The sequence below is a fragment of the Streptomyces sp. NPDC058685 genome (assembly GCF_042714725.1).
In the GTDB taxonomy this organism is placed as follows: Bacteria; Actinomycetota; Actinomycetes; order Streptomycetales; family Streptomycetaceae; genus Streptomyces.
The window spans coordinates 1-16260 of sequence record NZ_JBHXSL010000028.1; the positions used below are offsets into that span (position 1 = coordinate 1).

12 protein-coding genes and 1 pseudogene are annotated in these 16260 nt (G+C 69.4%); 8 read left to right on the forward strand and 5 right to left on the reverse strand.

The genetic code is table 11. The features are described from left to right. Nucleotides 1-72: 72 nt before the first annotated feature. The 3 genes from ACFWU3_RS22010 to ACFWU3_RS22020 all read right to left on the reverse strand — a co-directional run bounded on the left by ACFWU3_RS22010 (nucleotide 73) and on the right by ACFWU3_RS22020 (nucleotide 5377). A complete protein-coding gene (locus tag ACFWU3_RS22010; protein WP_384440068.1) occupies nucleotides 73-3279 on the reverse strand; it encodes an alpha-L-rhamnosidase in 3207 nt (1068 codons plus the stop codon). A gap of 248 nt (nucleotides 3280-3527) precedes the next feature. Beyond that, nucleotides 3528-4430, reverse strand: coding sequence for a serine hydrolase (locus ACFWU3_RS22015; protein ID WP_384440071.1), 903 nt, complete (start codon nucleotides 4428-4430; stop codon nucleotides 3528-3530). After that, nucleotides 4427-5377 carry a LysR family transcriptional regulator gene (locus ACFWU3_RS22020; RefSeq protein ID WP_384440073.1) on the reverse strand — a complete coding sequence of 317 codons (951 nt, stop codon included), beginning with the start codon at nucleotides 5375-5377 and terminating at the stop codon, nucleotides 4427-4429. The genes ACFWU3_RS22015 and ACFWU3_RS22020 overlap by 4 nt, the downstream gene beginning before the upstream one ends. Nucleotides 5378-5542: 165 nt before the next feature. Here ACFWU3_RS22020 and bla point away from each other — a divergent pair, with 165 nt between their 5' ends. The 3 genes from bla (at nucleotide 5543) to ACFWU3_RS22035 (ending at nucleotide 8334) form a co-directional block, all read left to right on the forward strand. Beyond that, nucleotides 5543-6478, forward strand: coding sequence for a class A beta-lactamase (gene bla, locus ACFWU3_RS22025; RefSeq protein WP_384440076.1), 936 nt, complete (start codon nucleotides 5543-5545; stop codon nucleotides 6476-6478). 237 nt (nucleotides 6479-6715) lie between these two features. Continuing rightward, a complete protein-coding gene (locus ACFWU3_RS22030) occupies nucleotides 6716-7693 on the forward strand; it encodes a magnesium transporter CorA family protein (RefSeq protein WP_384440079.1) in 978 nt (325 codons plus the stop codon). A 92-nt stretch (nucleotides 7694-7785) separates the two neighbouring features. After that, the gene (locus tag ACFWU3_RS22035) at nucleotides 7786-8334 is read left to right on the forward strand and encodes a YciI family protein (protein WP_384440082.1); all 549 of its coding nucleotides are present in this window, start codon (nucleotides 7786-7788) and stop codon (nucleotides 8332-8334) included. Nucleotides 8335-8372: 38 nt separating this feature from the next. Here ACFWU3_RS22035 and ACFWU3_RS22040 read toward each other — a convergent pair whose 3' ends face one another. Further along, nucleotides 8373-8918, reverse strand: a complete 546-nt coding sequence (locus tag ACFWU3_RS22040) for a hypothetical protein (protein ID WP_384440085.1) — start codon at nucleotides 8916-8918, stop codon at nucleotides 8373-8375. 369 nt (nucleotides 8919-9287) lie between these two features. On the opposite strand from ACFWU3_RS22040, the pseudogene ACFWU3_RS22045 reads away from it, so the two are divergent. From ACFWU3_RS22045 to ACFWU3_RS22065, 5 genes and pseudogenes are all read left to right on the forward strand, one after another. Next, nucleotides 9288-10163 (forward strand): annotated as a pseudogene (locus ACFWU3_RS22045) (endonuclease/exonuclease/phosphatase family protein); the annotation flags it as partial. Between the two features lie 156 nt (nucleotides 10164-10319). Next, nucleotides 10320-10703: an MmcQ/YjbR family DNA-binding protein gene (locus ACFWU3_RS22050; RefSeq protein ID WP_384440088.1), complete on the forward strand. Its 384-nt coding sequence runs from the start codon at nucleotides 10320-10322 to the stop codon at nucleotides 10701-10703. Between the two features lie 522 nt (nucleotides 10704-11225). Beyond that, a complete protein-coding gene (locus ACFWU3_RS22055) occupies nucleotides 11226-14573 on the forward strand; it encodes an RHS repeat-associated core domain-containing protein (protein WP_384440091.1) in 3348 nt (1115 codons plus the stop codon). Between the two features lie 48 nt (nucleotides 14574-14621). Continuing rightward, a complete protein-coding gene (locus ACFWU3_RS22060) occupies nucleotides 14622-14756 on the forward strand; it encodes a hypothetical protein (RefSeq protein WP_384440094.1) in 135 nt (44 codons plus the stop codon). 372 nt (nucleotides 14757-15128) lie between these two features. Beyond that, nucleotides 15129-15689, forward strand: coding sequence for a peptidase inhibitor family I36 protein (locus ACFWU3_RS22065; RefSeq protein WP_384440097.1), 561 nt, complete (start codon nucleotides 15129-15131; stop codon nucleotides 15687-15689). Between the two features lie 130 nt (nucleotides 15690-15819). Here ACFWU3_RS22065 and ACFWU3_RS22070 read toward each other — a convergent pair whose 3' ends face one another. Beyond that, on the reverse strand, nucleotides 15820-16248 hold the full coding sequence (locus ACFWU3_RS22070; protein WP_384440100.1) for a TIGR03668 family PPOX class F420-dependent oxidoreductase: 429 nt from the start codon (nucleotides 16246-16248) through the stop codon (nucleotides 15820-15822). Between the last annotated feature and the right edge of the window lie 12 nt (nucleotides 16249-16260).

Consider the following 16260-nt stretch of genomic DNA (forward strand, 5'->3'; position numbering starts at 1 on the left):
CCACCGTGAGGTGGTGCGAGCCGGTGCGCGTTGAACCCGCAGACGCCGGCCCGGAGGGCGAACCGCCCCCGATCACACCGTGAAGCGGTGGCTCCCCGACCCCACGTCGAACACCGCGCAGCCGTCCTCCGCGCGCGCCGGGCCTCCGGCCCTGTGCCGCACACGGTCGGGGTGGTTCGTCGGGATCCACACCTCCGCCGTGGTGTTGGGCGGCACGGTGCACGACAGCGTGAAGCCGCCCGGCCGCTGTTGCCAGTCCGTCGAGACCGGGCCGTAGAGCGAGGCGAACGTGGCCCGGGCGGAGGTGACCCCGCCTCCCGGGCGGGGGCGGACGACGATCTGCCGGTAGCCGGCCCGGCCCGGGGCGATGCCGGCGATGTTGGTGTACATCCACTCACCCACGGAGCCGTACGCGTAGTGGTTGAAGGAGTTCATCTCCGGGGTCTGGAAGCCGCCGTCCGGCCTGATGGAGTCCCAGCGTTCCCACATCGTCGTCGCGCCCCTGTCGATCTGGTAGCCCCAGCTGGGGAAGGTGCGCTGGTGGAGCAGGCGGTGGGCGACATCGGTGTGGCCGGTGTCCGTGAGGACGGGCAGCAGCCGCGGTGTGCCGAGGAAGCCGGTCGACAGGTGCCAGTCCTTCGCCCGGATGAGGTCCACCAGGCGGTCGGCCGCCGCCGTGCGCAGGGCGTCCGGCATCAGGTTCATGGACAGGGCGAGGACGTACGCCGTCTGTGTGTCGCCCTTCACCCTGCCGTCGGACGCGACGTACGCGGTCCGGAACGCGGTGCGTATGCGGGCGAAGAGATCGGCGTAGGGCGCCGGATCCTTGCCGAGCTCCGTCGCGAACCGTGCCGCGAGGTCGGCGCTGTGGGCGAAGTAGGCGGTCGCGATCACGTCCTTGGGCGTCTCGTCCGACACGTTCAGCCAGTCGCCGTATCCCGCCGCCGGCCGCAGCAGTCCGTTGCTGTGCTTCTCCAGATAGCCCAGCCACGCCTGGACGGACGGCCATGCGTCCGCGAGGACCTGCCGGTCTCCGTACGCCTGGTACAGCGCCCAGGGGACGGTGACACCGGCGTCTCCCCAGCCCGCGACACCGTTGCCGACAGTGCCGACCATCGGTGCCACATCCGTGAACGAACCGTCGGCCGTCTGCGCGTCGCGCAGGTCGACCAGCCACTTGGTGAGGAAGCGGGCCGACTCCATCGTGTAGGCCGCCGTGGGAGCGAAGACGTTGATGTCACCCGTCCACCCCAACCGCTCGTCGCGGGCCGGTGTGTCCGTCGGGACGGAGAGGAAGTTGCCCCGCTGCCCCCAACCGATGTTGCTGTGCAGCGTGTTGAGCATCGGGACGTTCGTCTCGAAGTCGAACGTGAACGGCGCGGAGGTGTGCATCACCCGACCGGTCACCGCCGTGGTCGACGGTTTGCCGGGGAACCCGGTCACCTCGACATAGCGGAAGCCGTGGAAGGTGAAGCGCGGCTCGTACGTCTCCTCACCGCGCCCCTTGAGGATGTAGGTGTCCGTCGCGGCGGCCGACCGCAGGTTCGCCGTGTAGAGGGTGCCGTCGGGGTTGAGCACCTCCGCGTGCCGCAGCCGCACCGTGGTACCCGCCACGCCGGACACGCGCAGCCGCACGGAACCGACCATGTTCTGTCCCAGGTCGAACACATGGACGCCCGGTGCGGGCTCGGTGACCCTCCTGGCGGCGAGTTCCTTCGTAACGCGTACGGGACCGTCCACCTGAGCGACGATCCGCTCCGGGACGTCGTCATCGGCGGCGCCGCGAACGGCGTGCCACGACCCGTCGTCGTAACCGGGCGAGGTCCACCCGGCGGTCTCCTTCCGCGCGTCGTACGACTCGCCCGACAGGAGGTCCGCGGAGGTGATGGGACCCGAAGTCGCGCGCCAGTCGGGCCCCGAGATGATGCGCTCGCTCGTTCCGTCCGCGTAGTCGATGTCCAATTGGGCCAGGAGAGCCGGTCGTTCGCCGTACTGGTGTGGGCCGAACATACCGACGTTGCCCGCGTACCAGCCGGGGGCAACATACGCGGCGAGGGCGTTGGCGCCCGGGCGGAGGGAGGCGGTGACGTCGAAGGTCTGGTACTGCACCCGCTTGCGGTAGTCGGTCCAGCCCGGGGCGAGCTGATCACGTCCCACGCGCCGGCCGTTGAGATGTGCCTCGTACAGTCCGAGAGCGGTGGCATACAGACGGGCGCGACGCACCTTCCTGCGCGGCAACCGGAATTCGTGGCGCAGTTGGTTCGCGGCGAAGACGGCCGGCACGACGCGTCCCCACGGTCCGGCTCCCCACGCGGCGACCTCCTTCGCCGCGCCCCACGCGCTGTCGTCGAAGGCCGGCTCGCGCCAGTCGTCGGCGGGCTCGCGGTCCGTGGACCTCCACGAGGCGTCGGTGAAGACCTTCTGCTCGCCGGAGGCCGTGGTGAGGACCAGCACGCAGATCAGACCGGCGGGTCCCACCGTGGCGTTCACGGCGGAGACCGCGAGGGTGTTGGCGCCGGATCGGACGTGGCCGAGGACATCGACGACGGCCGGGCGGCGCCAGCCCTCGTTGTCCGTCTCCAGGTCGGTGTGGGCCAGTTGGGCGCCGTTGAGGGAGACGGCGTAGACGTTGTCCGCGGTGATGGCCAGCGTGGCCGCGGTGACGCCGGCCGGCAGGTCGACGGTACGGCGGAACCACCGGGTCGCCGCCGGAGCACTGCTCGCCGGATCGCCCTCGGGGAACCAGATCCACGAACTGCCCTCCAGGGACGGCGCATCCGTGAGCACGGAGGGAGCGGAGATCCACTTCGCCGACCACTGGCCCGCGCCCATCAGACCGGTCTCCCACCACGAGGGCGCGCTCCATTCCGAGGCGCCGCCTTCGCCGTCCCACACCCGTACCGACCAGAAGTAGCGCGTCCGGGGCTCGAGCGGGGGACCGGCGTACGGAACGAGGACGGATGCGTCCGAGGCGACCTTGCCGCTGTCCCACACGTCCGGTTGGGGCAGGCCCTCGGCGCTCGTCGCGACCCGCACCTGGTAGGCGCTCTGCCGCTGCCCCGGCAGGGCCGAGGTCATCGGCCAGCTCAGTCGCGGGCGGTCGGCGTCGAGGCCCAGGGGCTGCCGGACGTACTCGACCGTCGGGGAGACGATCCGTAAGGCGCTCCTGCCCGCGCGTTCCGCGATGGGCGCGGGAACGGCCACGGCAGGTCCGGTTCCGGCGGCCACGGCTCCCGCGGTGGCGACGGCGCTCGCGAGGATGTTCCTTCTACTGATCACAGCGGCCCCTAGAGGGAGAAGGTGAATCGATTCACGGCTGTGAAGGTAGGGGTGCGTGGGGTGGGCGTCAATGCGCGTGCGCGCCATTTCTCACCTGTGCAGAGGCGAGCTGCGAAAATGGCTGACGACAGATCAGTTGGGCTGTGTTGAACGGCGATTGAACCCTTTCAATCGTGAGTCGACCGTGAGGGTACGGACGACACCGACACCGACAAGGGGAGGGGCAACGACAACGACGCCGAGCCGGGCTACAACTGCCGCAAGTGGTCCCGGAGTCTGCGGGCCGCCTGTGCCATGAGGGCATCGGCGCCCGGCTGAGTACTGGCCGGTACCAGCGACTCGGTGAAGGCGGCGACGGCGAACGCCTGGCCGTCGGAGTGCTCGACGACCCCGACCTCGTGGCGGAGGTTGAGCAGCGTGCCGGTCTTGGAGGACCACGAGGTGGCGTCGGAACTGAAGTCGGGGGCGAGCCGGTGCCGGAGGATGTTGTGGGCCATGAGGTCGCGCACCCGCTCGGCCACCTCCGGGTGGATCGCCGACGGCGTCCACAGGGCCTGGAGCAGATCCACGTAGGCACGCGGGCTGCCGGTGTTGGCGCGGGTGGTGTCGAGTTGCGGCACCCGGTGCCCCCTGCCGCTGGTGCCGGCGTCGATCGCGAGGGCGTGCGCGAGATGGGCCTCGGCGGCGTCGAAGCGCTCCACGGGGGTGTCGGACAGCTCGCGCATGCTGTGCCGGACGGTGATGCCGCGCAGGCCGAACCGATAGAGGATCTCGGCGACCCGGGCCGGCGGGGTGAGGTCGAAGAGGACGTCGGCGGCTGAACCGTCACTCACGCATGTGCTCAGATAGAGAAGATCGTCGATCGCGATCCGGGCGGGGTGGCGGAAGCGGCTCAGTCCGGTGGGGCCCGGTGTGGTGATCCGCCCGGGGCGCACATCGAGCACGGCCGCTCCGTCCAGTTCGCCCAGGCGGATGCGCTCCGCCGTCGCCAGCGCGAGCGGGACCTTGACCACGGAGGCGGTGGGCAGTTGGGTGTCCGGCTCGATCCCGAGTTCGTCCCCGGTGTGCAGATCCCGGACGAGCAGACAGCCGTGCAGACCGCCGTCGTCGAGCTCCCGGCGCAGGTCGCTCAGCAGGGCCTCGGTGCTCATGTCGCGGTACCTCCCGTGCTGTCCCCCGGTGTCCCTGCCGTGCTCTCTGCCGGAGTGCGGGCCGCGCTGCCCACCGAAGTGCCGGCGCCGAGACAGCGGGCGATGGCCTCGCCCAGGCGGGCTTCGACGGTCTGGGCATTGCCGCCCCCGGAGGCGGCGAGAGCGAACCCCCGGCTGAGCGCGATCTCGCCGATGGGCCGCCAGTGCAGGGCGAGTTCCCCGGCCTGCGCGGGGGAGCACAGCAACAGATCGCGTGAGCAGAGGACTTCCGCCGCGGCGGAGGTCAGATCGGCCGCGGCGACGAGCTGGGCGGGGCGCAGCCCGAGTGCGTCGCGGAGTCGGGTGAGTGGATCGCGGATGTGCGGCACGTCGTCTTCCGGCTGGATCCAGACACGGGCCGCGGGATCGACCGAGGCGCGGCCGACCCGCAGTGTTTCAAGGTAGAGGCGCTTCACCCCGGGATCCCGGGCACCGGCGAACCCGAGCGGCACGGACCACGTCGCCTCGTCCGCCGGCACCGCCAGCAGCGCGGCCCGCACCTGCTGCGCATGGACGAGTTCCCTGCGCTGGGCGGGTGTGGCGATACGGAGGTCGAGGGTGACACCGTGCCCGCGCGCCTCGGCGACGAGGCGGGCGAGAGAGGCCACCGAGCAGATGCCGGGCACGGCGAGCCGCCAGGGCTTGCGCTTGGCGGCCTCCGACTCGTTCAGCAACACCTCGGCCGCCTGCACGAGCTGCCTGGCCGTCGGCAGCATGTCCCGGCCGAAGGGGGTGAGGACGGCCCGCCGCGAGGTGCGCTCGAACAACTGCTCACCGAAGCGTTCCTCCAGGGCGGCGACGCGACGGCTGGCCACCGGCTGCGACATCCGGGCGGCCGCGGCGCCGACGGTGAAGCTCCCGTGCTCGCTCACGCTGACGAACGCGCGACATGCTGCCACCAGATCCACACCTCGACTCTATGCCGTTTCGGCATGGAACAGCGCAGGACCGTATTGGACCGCATGGTCGTCGGAAGGTGAGGGTGGTCCCGGCACACATGACCACGTACCGGGACGGAGCCGAGCTCCGTCCCCTATGCGCCCTGCGTGCGGGGCGCCCCGGAGGTTCGGACCTTGCACCACACCCGTGTCCGCGACGCCCTTCTCGGCGCACTCGCCACGCTCGCGCTCGTCCCTCTGGTGGCCTGCACCGGCTCGCAGCAGTCGTCGTCCCCGGCCGTGTCGTCCTCGTCCGCCACGCCGGGGACCACGCGTACGGACGCGAAGACGTTCGCGGGCGAACTCCAGGCGCTGGAGCGCACGTTCGACGCACGGCTCGGTGTGTACGCCATCGACACCGGCACCGGGCGCGAGGTGGCCCACAACGACGGCGAGCGGTTCCCCTACGCCTCCACCTTCAAGGCGCTGGAGGCCGGTGCCGTGCTGCGCAGGTACTCCATGAGCGGGATGGACCGGGTGATCACCTACTCCAGAAACGACCTGATCGCCAACTCCCCCGTGACCGAGAAGCACGTCGAGACCGGGATGACCCTGGCCCAACTCTGCGAGGCCGCCGTCCGCTTCAGCGACAACACGGCGGCCAATCTGCTCTTCGACGCGTTGGGCGGCCCGAAGGGTCTGGGCGCCGTACTGAAGGAGATCGGCGACGACGTCACCCGGATGGAGCGCCGCGAGCCCGAACTGAGCCGATGGACCCCGGGCGACACACGGGACACGACCACACCGCGGGCACTGGCCGAGGACCTGCGCGCCTTCGTACTCGGAGACGTCCTCGGCAGGGCCGAACGCGCCCAGCTCACGAAGTGGCTGCGGACCAACACCACCGGAGCGAACCTCATCAGGGCCGGAGTCCCGAAGGGCTGGGTGGTCGGGGACAAGACCGGCACGGGCAGCGGCTACGGCGCCCGCAACGACATCGCGGTGGTGTGGCGGCCGGGCGCTGCCCCGATCGTCATGGCGATCATGTCGAACCGCGCCGGGGAGGCCGCCGAGCACGACGACAAGCTGATCGCGGAGGCGGCGTCGGTGGTCGCGGACACGTTGTCGTAGCGGGATTCTCCGTCGCTACGGATGCGCGTGTCACTCCTGTGACGCCCGCACGGGATTCACGCCGAACTCGGTCTCCCTCCGAAATTCGCGGTTCTGCCGAAATCCGGCCGACTTCCTGCCGGCGAGGCGCTCAGGGCCGTCCCGCAATCCCCGGCGGGCGCACGACGACAGCTACGGCCCCTCGCCCGCCGCGCGCTGATCCACCGGGGATGACGGGACAGCCCTTAGGCTCGCGCCATGGCGACGCGTACACGGCTGTACCAGAACGGAACTCTCGTCCTGGAGGACTTTCCCGCCAGTGATGTCTCCGAGCATCTCGCCGACCCGACGTCCGTGGTGTGGCTGGACCTCTACCGCCCCGGATCCGCCGAACTCGTCATGGTGGGCGAAGAATTCGACATCCACGAACTGGCTCTGGAAAACGCCGCACAGCACGGGCAGCGGCCGAGGCTCGATCGTTTCCGCAGCCACGATGTCCTCACCGCCTATGCCGTCACCATCGGCGGGGACGGTGCGGAACTGTCCACCAGCGAGATCGCCGTATTCCTCACCGGCCGGGCAATGATCACCGTCCGAAAGGACGACGGATTCGACATCGGTGCCGTCGTCACCCGCTGGGACGAGAGTCCTGACCTGGCCCGTCATGGTGTGGCGTTCCTGCTGCACGGTCTGCTCGCCGACATCGTCGACGGACACTCCGCCGCGGCCCAGCAACTCGACGACAGCATCGAGGCATTGGAGGATCTGCTTTTCTCGTCGGACCGGCGGGAGATCGAAACCGTGCAGCGACGGGCGTTCGCGTTGCGCAAGTCCCTCGTCCGGCTGCGCCAGATCGTGCTGCCGATGCGCGAGGTGGTCAATGCGGTCATGCGCCCCGGCCTGCACGTCAACATCGAGCCTCTGGTCGCCTATTACCAGGACGTCTTCGACCATGCGCTACGCGTCACCGAATGGACCGAATCGCTGCGGGAGATGATGGCCTCCGTCATGGAGACCAACCTGTCGGTCCAGGCCAATCGCATGAATCTGATCATGAAGAAGGTGACGAGCTGGGCCGCGATCATCGCTGTCCCGACGGCGATCACCGGCTACTTCGGCCAGAACCTTCCGTATCCCGGCTTCGACCGTGAGTCGGGATTCATCGTCTCGACCACCCTGATCGTGGCCCTGTCGGCTTCGCTGTACATGATCTTCAGGCGCCGGGACTGGCTGTGACCTCGCCCGTGAAGGGCGGTTCCGCGGCGGGTGTCGGGGGCCGCGGGGACCCGTTGCCGGAGCGTCGCGCACCGTGATGAAGACTGTGGACCATGGAGTTCTTCTGCTACCACCGCGACCGGCCGGATTCCCTGGAGCTGCGTCACGAACTGCTGGAAGCCCACTGGTCCTACATGGACGGATACGCGGCGGAGATGATCGCCCGCGGTCCGACCCTCACCGGTGACGGCGAAGTGCCCACCGGCAGCGTGCACATCGTCGATCTGCCGGATCCCTCCGCCGCGCGCGTGTTCGCCTTCGACGAGCCCGGCTACCAGGCAGGTGTGTACCGCGATGTGCTGCTGCGTCGATGGCGCAACCTGCTCGGTCGCACGATGTGGGACTTCGCCGGTGGGCCCGACGACGGCAACCGGTATCTGGTGCTCGGCCTCGGCACGGGACAGGCCGCCGACCTCACGGTCCCCGACGACCGGGACGAACTGATCGCCTACGGACCGCTGCTGTCCGACGACGGCGCCACCTGGGTGGGTACGGCCGCGTTGCTGCGGGCGCCGGACGTGAACACGGCACGCGCCGTTCTGACCCCGGACCGGTACGCGGACATCGAGGTCCACCGCTGGCAGTTCGGCGGCCGGTCCTGAACTCCCGTACACGGTCACGGGATGAGCCCGAGCCGGGGTCAGCCGGTGGCTCGTGAGGTGTCCGGGGATCGGGCGAAGTCGGCGAGCGTACGGAAGTCGTCATCGCGCAGCCCGACCCGCGGATCGACATGGTGCAGCAGCCCACGCCCGCGGTGGTGAGAGGTCACGTACTCCTCGTCCGGGCCGCTCTGTTCGTCGTCGACCCAGGCGAAGGAACGACTGTCGGCGAAGTCCACCAACGCAGCGGTCTTCCAGTGGACCCCGTCGGAGCGTTCCTGGAACAGCGCGTCGCCGAAGTCGACGTAGGGGAGTTCGGGAAGCCCGAGCACCGGGGCGATCCACCGGTTGGCATCGGCCATCCACGTCGTGGCCCAGCACAGCTCGTAGCCGAGCCCGAGCAGGGCCGGGCCGTGCTCAGGGTTGAGCCACACCCGCAGGGGGCGCCGCCGGACCGACAGTCCGTCCGGGGTTCCGGCCGGCCGGGGCACTCTGAGCGTGGTGTACCCGTCAGGGCGTCTTTCCGGCTTGGCCGCATAGGGGTTGAGCGGCCCGTCCACGTCGAGGAACAGCAGTGGTCGGCTCACGATCGCCCCCGGCTCCGGTTGATGTCGGCCTCCGTCGTGGAGCGTAACCGCACCGGCCGCACTGCAGGTCCGCCCTCATGAACGGTTCCGGCACATGCCCCGGCCCAGCCCGGAACCCCGATCGCTTATCACGCGTGGTACTGAGCACGTCGTGCGATCACGACCAAGGGGTGGGACGAGCAAGAGACGGATGGGTGGACCGTGGTGGAGCAGGCGGACAGCGCTGTGGTCTCGGGCACTTCCGCTGCGCCCTCGGCCGCGAGGGCCGCGACCGCCCGGCGGCGGCTCCTCACCCCGTGGCGCCGCGGCAAGGACGCGAAGCACCCGTCGCCCTGGGCCCGCGGGCGCGTTCTCGCCGCGCTCGCCGTCCTGACCGCCGGACTCCTGGCGTTCCACTCCGCCGTCCCCAACACCGCGGTTCGTCTCGGCAGCCTGCTGGAGGCCTTCCTGCCCTGGCTCGGTCTGGCCGTCCCCGTGCTGCTCGGACTCGCCCTGTTGCGCCGCTCCGCACTCGCCTTGGTGGCCCTGCTGCTGCCCGCCGCCGTCTGGGCCGGCCAGTTCGGCGATCGGCTGCTCGGTGAGGGCCGGACCGCGTACGACGTCCTCGCTGTGCAGCACAACGTCAGCGACGAGAACACCGACCCCGCGGGAACCGTCGCCGCCCTGGTCGACTCCGCACCGGACCTCATCGCCCTGGAAGAGCTGACCCCGGCCGCTCTGCCGGCGTACGAGAGGGCGCTGAAGCCGGCCTACCCCCACCACGCTGTCAGAGGCACCGTCGGGCTCTGGTCGGCGTATCCCCTGGCGGACGTGCGCACGGTGGACATCAAACCGCGGGGGATCGGGGACGGCTGGAGCCGCGGGCTGCGCTCCACCGTCCGTACTCCGCGCGGCGACCTCGCGGTGTACGTCGCCCATCTGCCCTCGGTCCGCATCGGGCCCAGCGGGTTCGGCTCGGACCGACGGGACGAAAGCGCTCACCTGCTGGGTGAGGCCCTTGGCGCGGAGGAACTGGACGAGGTGGTCCTCCTCGGGGACCTCAACAGCACGCTGGACGACCGCGGACTGGAGCCGGTCACCTCGCGGCTGACCTCGTCCGAGCAGGGCTTCTCCTTCAGCTGGCCCGCCGGATTCCCGGTCTCCAGGATCGACCACGTCATGGCCCGTTCGGTGACGGTGACCGACGTGTGGACCCTGCCCGCCACCGCCAGCGACCACCTGCCGGTGGCGGCCGGAATCGACTGGGGCCCGAGCGCTGACCGGCCGCGAGCTGCTGCGGGCGGGCTTGCCCTCTCCGGCCGCCGTGCGACGGCACGCACCGGACGACGCTCGTCAACGGGCGAACACTGCCGGTCGAGGCACTAGCGTGGGAGGGACGGATCGCGCGATCAGGAGGACGGCATGGCGGCACCACCGAAGGCCGCGCTGGCGAAGTGGAACAAGGTGCGCTCCTTTGCTCTGGGACTGCCCGGTGCCGGCGAGGAGTTCCCCTGGGGCGAGACGGTCGTCAAGGTGAACAAGAAGATCTTCGTCTTCCTCGGAGTGGCGGACGGCAGTTACCCGTTGGGTGTCGGCGTCAAGCTCAAGGACGAGGCGATGCACGCTCACGCCCTGTCCTGCCCGGGCGCCGAGCCATCCGGATACGGTCTCGGGAAGGCGGGCTGGGTGCGGGTCCCGCTCGCCCAGAAAGGCGCACCCTCGGCGGAGGTGCTCTGCGACTGGGTGGAGGAGAGCTACCGCGTCATCGCGACGAAGAAGCTGATCGCCGAGCTCGACGCCCGCTGACCGGCCGTCACCCGATGACCGAGCCGTGGCCGCCGCCGCCCTGTCGCCGGCTGACCGAGCCGTAACCGCCGCCCTGTCGCCCGCTGACCAGGCCGTAGCCCGCCTGCCTTTCGCGCGCCGACCGGGCCGCAGCCCGCCGCCCTTTCCTCCGCGGACCGTCCCGACCGCCACTGCCTCCCGGGCTGTTCCCCCAGGCCCCCCGCAGACCCTCACGCCTCCCACAGGCGTCCCGCACGCCAAGTGCAGGAATGTATTCCGGCCACGTTCGCCAGGGGAAAGCCCTTCCTGTTGATCAGGGAAACTGTTGCCGCAGGGAAATGTTCCGTGTGTGTTCCCGTCTCGAATGATCGGCTCAAATTCGCCCGCATGTGCGAACAGTTGGCGGGCATGCCATGTCGCCGGTGAACGCGCCGTGAAAACGTGTGCGGCTCCAGTGGCCGTGGGGGCCACTGTGGTTTCTCTTCCTGTGGGGGGAAGTGCATGGTTTCGCGTGCTCCCGGCACGCCGTTCCGGCGTGCCCGTATGTCCGCAAGACACTCATTGACAGCGGCGGTTGCCGTGCTCGCGCTGGGCGCCTCGGCGCTCCCGGCGTTCGCCGCGCCGACACCGCCGCCTGCCGATCCGGGCCCGGGATCGGTGTGGGGAAAGAAGGCGGCGCCGCTCACCCAGCCGCCGGTGAAGGTGGGCTCCACCAAGCCCGTACCGGGGGAGGCGGAGGCAGCTCCGTCGAAGGAGGAGGCTGCCTGGCGTGCGGCGCAGAAGGAGCGCGCCCGCACCGGTGAGACACCCGGCGGCACCGCCCGGAGCTCCGCGGCGCCTCTGGTCCATGTCCCGGAGGGACAGGGCTCGGTGCCGTGGCATCAGATCTCCGACTTCCGGATCACGGACTCGCTCGTGGCGCGGGTCAACCTGTCGAACGGCAATCTGATGCTCGCCGGGACCGATTTCGACGTGGCGGGTGTGGGCCAGAAGCTGCGCCTCGCCCGTACGTACAACTCGCTGGACGCGCCCTGGGGCAAGGTCTCGCAGCGCTGGTGGCAGGAGTACGAGCGGTATCTGCACATCTTCGACTCCGAGGTGGTCGTCTACGACGCGACCGGCGATGCCGTCCGCTTCACCGAGAACACGGACGGGTCCTTCGCCACACCCAAGGGCTACTCGAAGGACCTGAAGAAGAACGCCGACGGCACCTACACCCTGACGAGTCGCAAGTCGGGCGTGAAGGACACCTACGACGCGAGCGGGACGCTGACGAAGGTCACCGACCGCAACGAGGGCACCATCACCGTCGAGCAGCACGACGACGGCAGCGAGCACAAGGGTTTCAAGGTGACCGAGACCCGCTCGGGCCGATGGGTCGACCTGGTCAAGAGCTACCCGAATCAGTGGCAGGCCAAGGACCACACGGGCCGTACCGCCGTCCTGGACCTCGACCCGGCCGGCAACCTGACCCGGACGACCGACACCGAGGGCAAGGCCACTACCTTCGGCTACGACTCCTCACGCCGCCTGACGAAGATCACCACCCCCGAGGGGCGGGTCACGGTCTTCAGCTACGACGACCAGAACCGTGTCCGTTCCATGCTCCGCGCGACGGACTTCGACGGATCCGGCCACACCGGCCCGACATACACCTACGGATACTCCGCGAGCACTCCCGCGGCGGCGGGAACCACGACGGTCACCGACCCGGAGCAGCACGCCACGAAGTACGAGCACGACGGCGAGGGCAAGATCGGCAAGGTGACCGACGCTCTCGGGCACTCGCGGTCGCGGACGTTCGACGCCAACAACAACGTCCAGACCGCCACCGACGCGATGGGGACGGGCGGGACGGGTGGCAATGTGACCACCTACGGCTGGGACGGCCGCAACAACCCGACCTCCGCCAAGCTGCCCACCGGCGCGACATCGTCGCTCACCGGCTACCAGACCAAGTCCGGCGCGGACCTGCCCGGTTCGATGACGACCGCCGACAACGAGAAGACGGACTACACCTACGACGACGCCGGCAACACCAAGTCGGTGGCGGTCACCGGCACGGGCGGCGGCTCGGAGACGTACGACTACAAGCCCGCGTCGCCGACGTGCGGCGGCTTCGAAGGTCAGCGGTGCAAGGCGACGACGAAGATGAGCTCGACCAAGTCGGTCTCCACGTCGTTCCACTATGACCCCAAGGGCAACCTCGACAAGGTCACCCCGCCCGCGCCGCTCGGACAGACGACCTTCAGCTACGACGAACTCGGCCGCCCGACGACCGTCAAGGACGGCCGGGGCGTGACCACCCTGTACGAGTACGACCACCGCGACCGGGTCACCAAGGTCGACACGTCCGGCTACGCGACCGTCACCTACTCCTACGACGGTGACGGCAACCTCAAGCAGCGATCCGACCGCACGGGCGTCATCGCGTACGACTTCGACCCGCTGTCCCGCGAGACGATCCGCACCCTCCAGAACGGGTCGCAGACCAAGCTGACCTACACCCCCGCGGGCAACGTCGACACCTACGAGGACCCGGCCGGTGTCACCGACTACACCTGGAACGAGGTCAACACCCTCAAGGAGCTGAAGACCCCGACGGGCAAGAGGACGACGTACACCTACAACAACAACGACGTCCGCACCAAGACGTCCTACCCCGGCGGCACGGTCCACGAGGTGACGCCGGACAAGTCGGGCCGGCCCGAGAAGATCAGGGCCACCTCCCCCAAGGGCACGCTCGTCGACCTCACGTACTCGTACCTCAACGTGGGCAAGGACGGCGGGAAGATACGGACCAGCACCGACGCCGTCGCCGGGCTGAAGACCAGCTACACCTACGACAGTGCCGGCCGCTTCTCGTACGCGAAGGAGGAGAAGGGCAGCACGCTCACCTCCTCCTGGCAGTACTGCTACGACATGGCGGGCAACCTCACCTCTCAGGGCACCGAGTCCGGCTGCCCGCGCGGCACGACCTACACCGTCAACGACGCCCAGCAGATCACCGCGAAGAACGGCTCCACCACCAACTGGTCCTACGACAAACTCGGCAATGAAACGGCCGGCGCCTCCACACCGGAGGAGACCCGCACGGCCGAGAAGTGGTCGGACTACTCCCAGTTGACCTCGCTCACCGTGGGCGGCACGACCTACGCCGGTCAGTACGGCTCGACCGACCAGAGCGAGCGCATCAAGCTCGGTGACACGTTCTTCCACAACGGACCGCTCGGGCTCTCCGCGAAGTCGACGGCCGGAGTGGACATGGGCTTCAACCGGGAACCCGGGGGCACCCTCAACTCCGTGACAACCGGGGGCAAGACGTACTACTACCTCACCGACGCGATCGGTTCCGTCGTCGCGGTCGCCGACGAATCCGGCGCCAAGGTGAACTCGTATTCCTACAGCCCCCGCGGAGTTCAGCGCGCCGGAACCAGCGAGCAGGTGCCTCAGCCGTACCGGTTCGCGGGCGGGTTCCAGGACCCGACCGGCCTGTACCACTATGCCGCCCGTTACTACGACCCCAACATCGGCCGTTTCACCAGCCCCGACCCCTCCGGCCAGGAGAAGAATCCCTATCTGTACGCGGAGGGCGACCCGGTCAACCGGATCGATGCCACCGGACTGCTGTCGCTCCAGGGCTTCGCAGGTGAGGCGATGAAGAAGGTGGGCGCGGCCGGAGACCTTCTCGCGATCGGTGAGTTCGCGAGCCAGGTCTCCAGCGGAGACTACAAGGCCGCCGCCGGAACGGCGATCAGTTTCGCGGCCGACAAAGCCTTCACCGCCGGCTGCACTTATCTGACCGGTGCGGTGGGTGCCGTGCCCTGCGCCGTAGGAGGCATGGCGGTGGGCGAAGCGACAGAAGCCGCCTACGAAGACGCCGTCGGCTAATACCGGCCGAGGCGTCGACAGCGTTCGACCACTGACGGAGGAGTTGCGATGTACGAGTCTGCCGACTGGTCCACCCTGTCCTACAAGGGCTTGGACGGCGTCCCCTTGTGGGTGATCCTGATCGTCGTGGTGATCGCCTTCGCCTGGATGGCCGTGAGTTGGCGCCGGCGCAACAAGCCGTAGCCTTCGGACGGCTGGGCCGGGATCCCAGACCCAGCGCGACCCGCCCACTCGTGCGTCACCGGGCGGCGGAGACCGGGGGACGGGCGATCAAGAAATACGCGCGGCGGAATTCGGCCAGCGCATTCACGGCATTCATCGAATTCACGGAATTGAGACATGTGGAGTGTCGCACCCCAATTCTCCGAAGGAATGGCTTGTTCCCCTGCCAACCTTTCGTGCGCTGTTGACGGGGTATTCGCGCGGCCCCTTTAGTTGCCCTGTCCGCACGAGGGAACGGCCAGGAGGATTTCGCGCCCTGAGTGACCACAGGGGACGTTCGACCTCTCCCGGGGCGCGCCTGGCCGGCCCGCTGAATTCGATCAGGGGGAAACAGTGAAGACATCACGTTCCGTCTTAGCCGCAGCCGCGCTGGCAGCGGCCGCCGCGCTGCTCACCGGCACGGCGCCGATGGCATCCGCCGCCGGAACCCAGGGTGGCGGCGCCGTCGCCGCCTACGGGGAGAAGACGGTCAACCTCAAGCAGGAAGGCTGGGGCGACGCCAGCAGTTGCGTCGTGTACTCCAAGACCGCGGTCCGCTGCTTCAAGACCCACACAGAAGCGGACAAGGCGCTCGGCTACTCCCGCGCCACGGACCCGCTGGCCCGCACCATCGGCACCCGGGCACTGCCGGCCTGTGCCTCCGGCTGGACATGCCTGTACGAGCACGCGAACGGCGGCGGTCGTCGGCTGATCTTCAGCGACTACTACTGGCACAACCTCAACGAGTACGGCTTCAACGACCAGACGTCGTCGTGGCGCAACCGGCAGTCGAACTCGTACGCCTGGCTCGCCCGTGACGAGGGAGGCAACGGCGGCACGATCTCCATCAGCCCCAACTCCTACAGCTCCAACCTCGGGGCCTACAACGACTGGGCCAGCTCGGTCGCCGCCTGACGCCGAAGGACAGCACGAGGAACAGCGACTCCGCGCCTGCGGGGTGCCGGCTCGACGCCGGTGCCCCGCAGGCGCACTGCGCACCGTGGGCGGGTTGTGGCTGGAAGGACAGGCCGGCTCGCGTCGCCGCTCACCACGCCCGCCAGCCGCTCCAGCGCGCGACGTGGACCACGACGACCGGCCCGTCGGGTTGCCGGTCCGCGTACTGCTCGTACTTCGCCGTGAGCAGGCCGACCCACCGGGCCGCCTCGGCTGAGTGGTCCGGTGGCGGAAGCACATGGGCCCTGCCGTCCGCACGCGCCCACCACAGCCGGTCCCAGTCCTCCTCGTAGTGGTCGACGATCAGGCACACCGAGGGGTTGGCGGCGATGTTGGCGAGGCGCTTCAGCTGTGTCGTCCGCTTCGGTTTGTGGTCCACGGACAGCGCCACCGTGTCGCCGTCCACCGCGAAGACGACCGGTACCAGGTGCGGGCGGGCCGTCGCGTCGGCCGTCGCGAGGTGGGCGACGCGTGCCGCGGCGAACCGCTTCCGTACCTGGGTGCTCGTCAGAACGGGCATGGCAATCTCCCT

Coding starts and splice junctions, on each gene's coding strand:
- ACFWU3_RS22015 (WP_384440071.1), bottom strand. CDS start 4,430: ATGAGCACCGAGGCCCTGCTGAGCGACCTGCGCCGGGAGCTCGACGAC.
- ACFWU3_RS22030 (WP_384440079.1), top strand. CDS start 6,716: ATGGCGACGCGTACACGGCTGTACCAGAACGGAACTCTCGTCCTGGAG.
- ACFWU3_RS22035 (WP_384440082.1), top strand. CDS start 7,786: ATGGAGTTCTTCTGCTACCACCGCGACCGGCCGGATTCCCTGGAGCTG.
- ACFWU3_RS22050 (WP_384440088.1), top strand. CDS start 10,320: ATGGCGGCACCACCGAAGGCCGCGCTGGCGAAGTGGAACAAGGTGCGC.
- ACFWU3_RS22055 (WP_384440091.1), top strand. CDS start 11,226: ATGTCCGCAAGACACTCATTGACAGCGGCGGTTGCCGTGCTCGCGCTG.
- ACFWU3_RS22060 (WP_384440094.1), top strand. CDS start 14,622: ATGTACGAGTCTGCCGACTGGTCCACCCTGTCCTACAAGGGCTTGGAC.
- ACFWU3_RS22070 (WP_384440100.1), bottom strand. CDS start 16,248: ATGCCCGTTCTGACGAGCACCCAGGTACGGAAGCGGTTCGCCGCGGCA.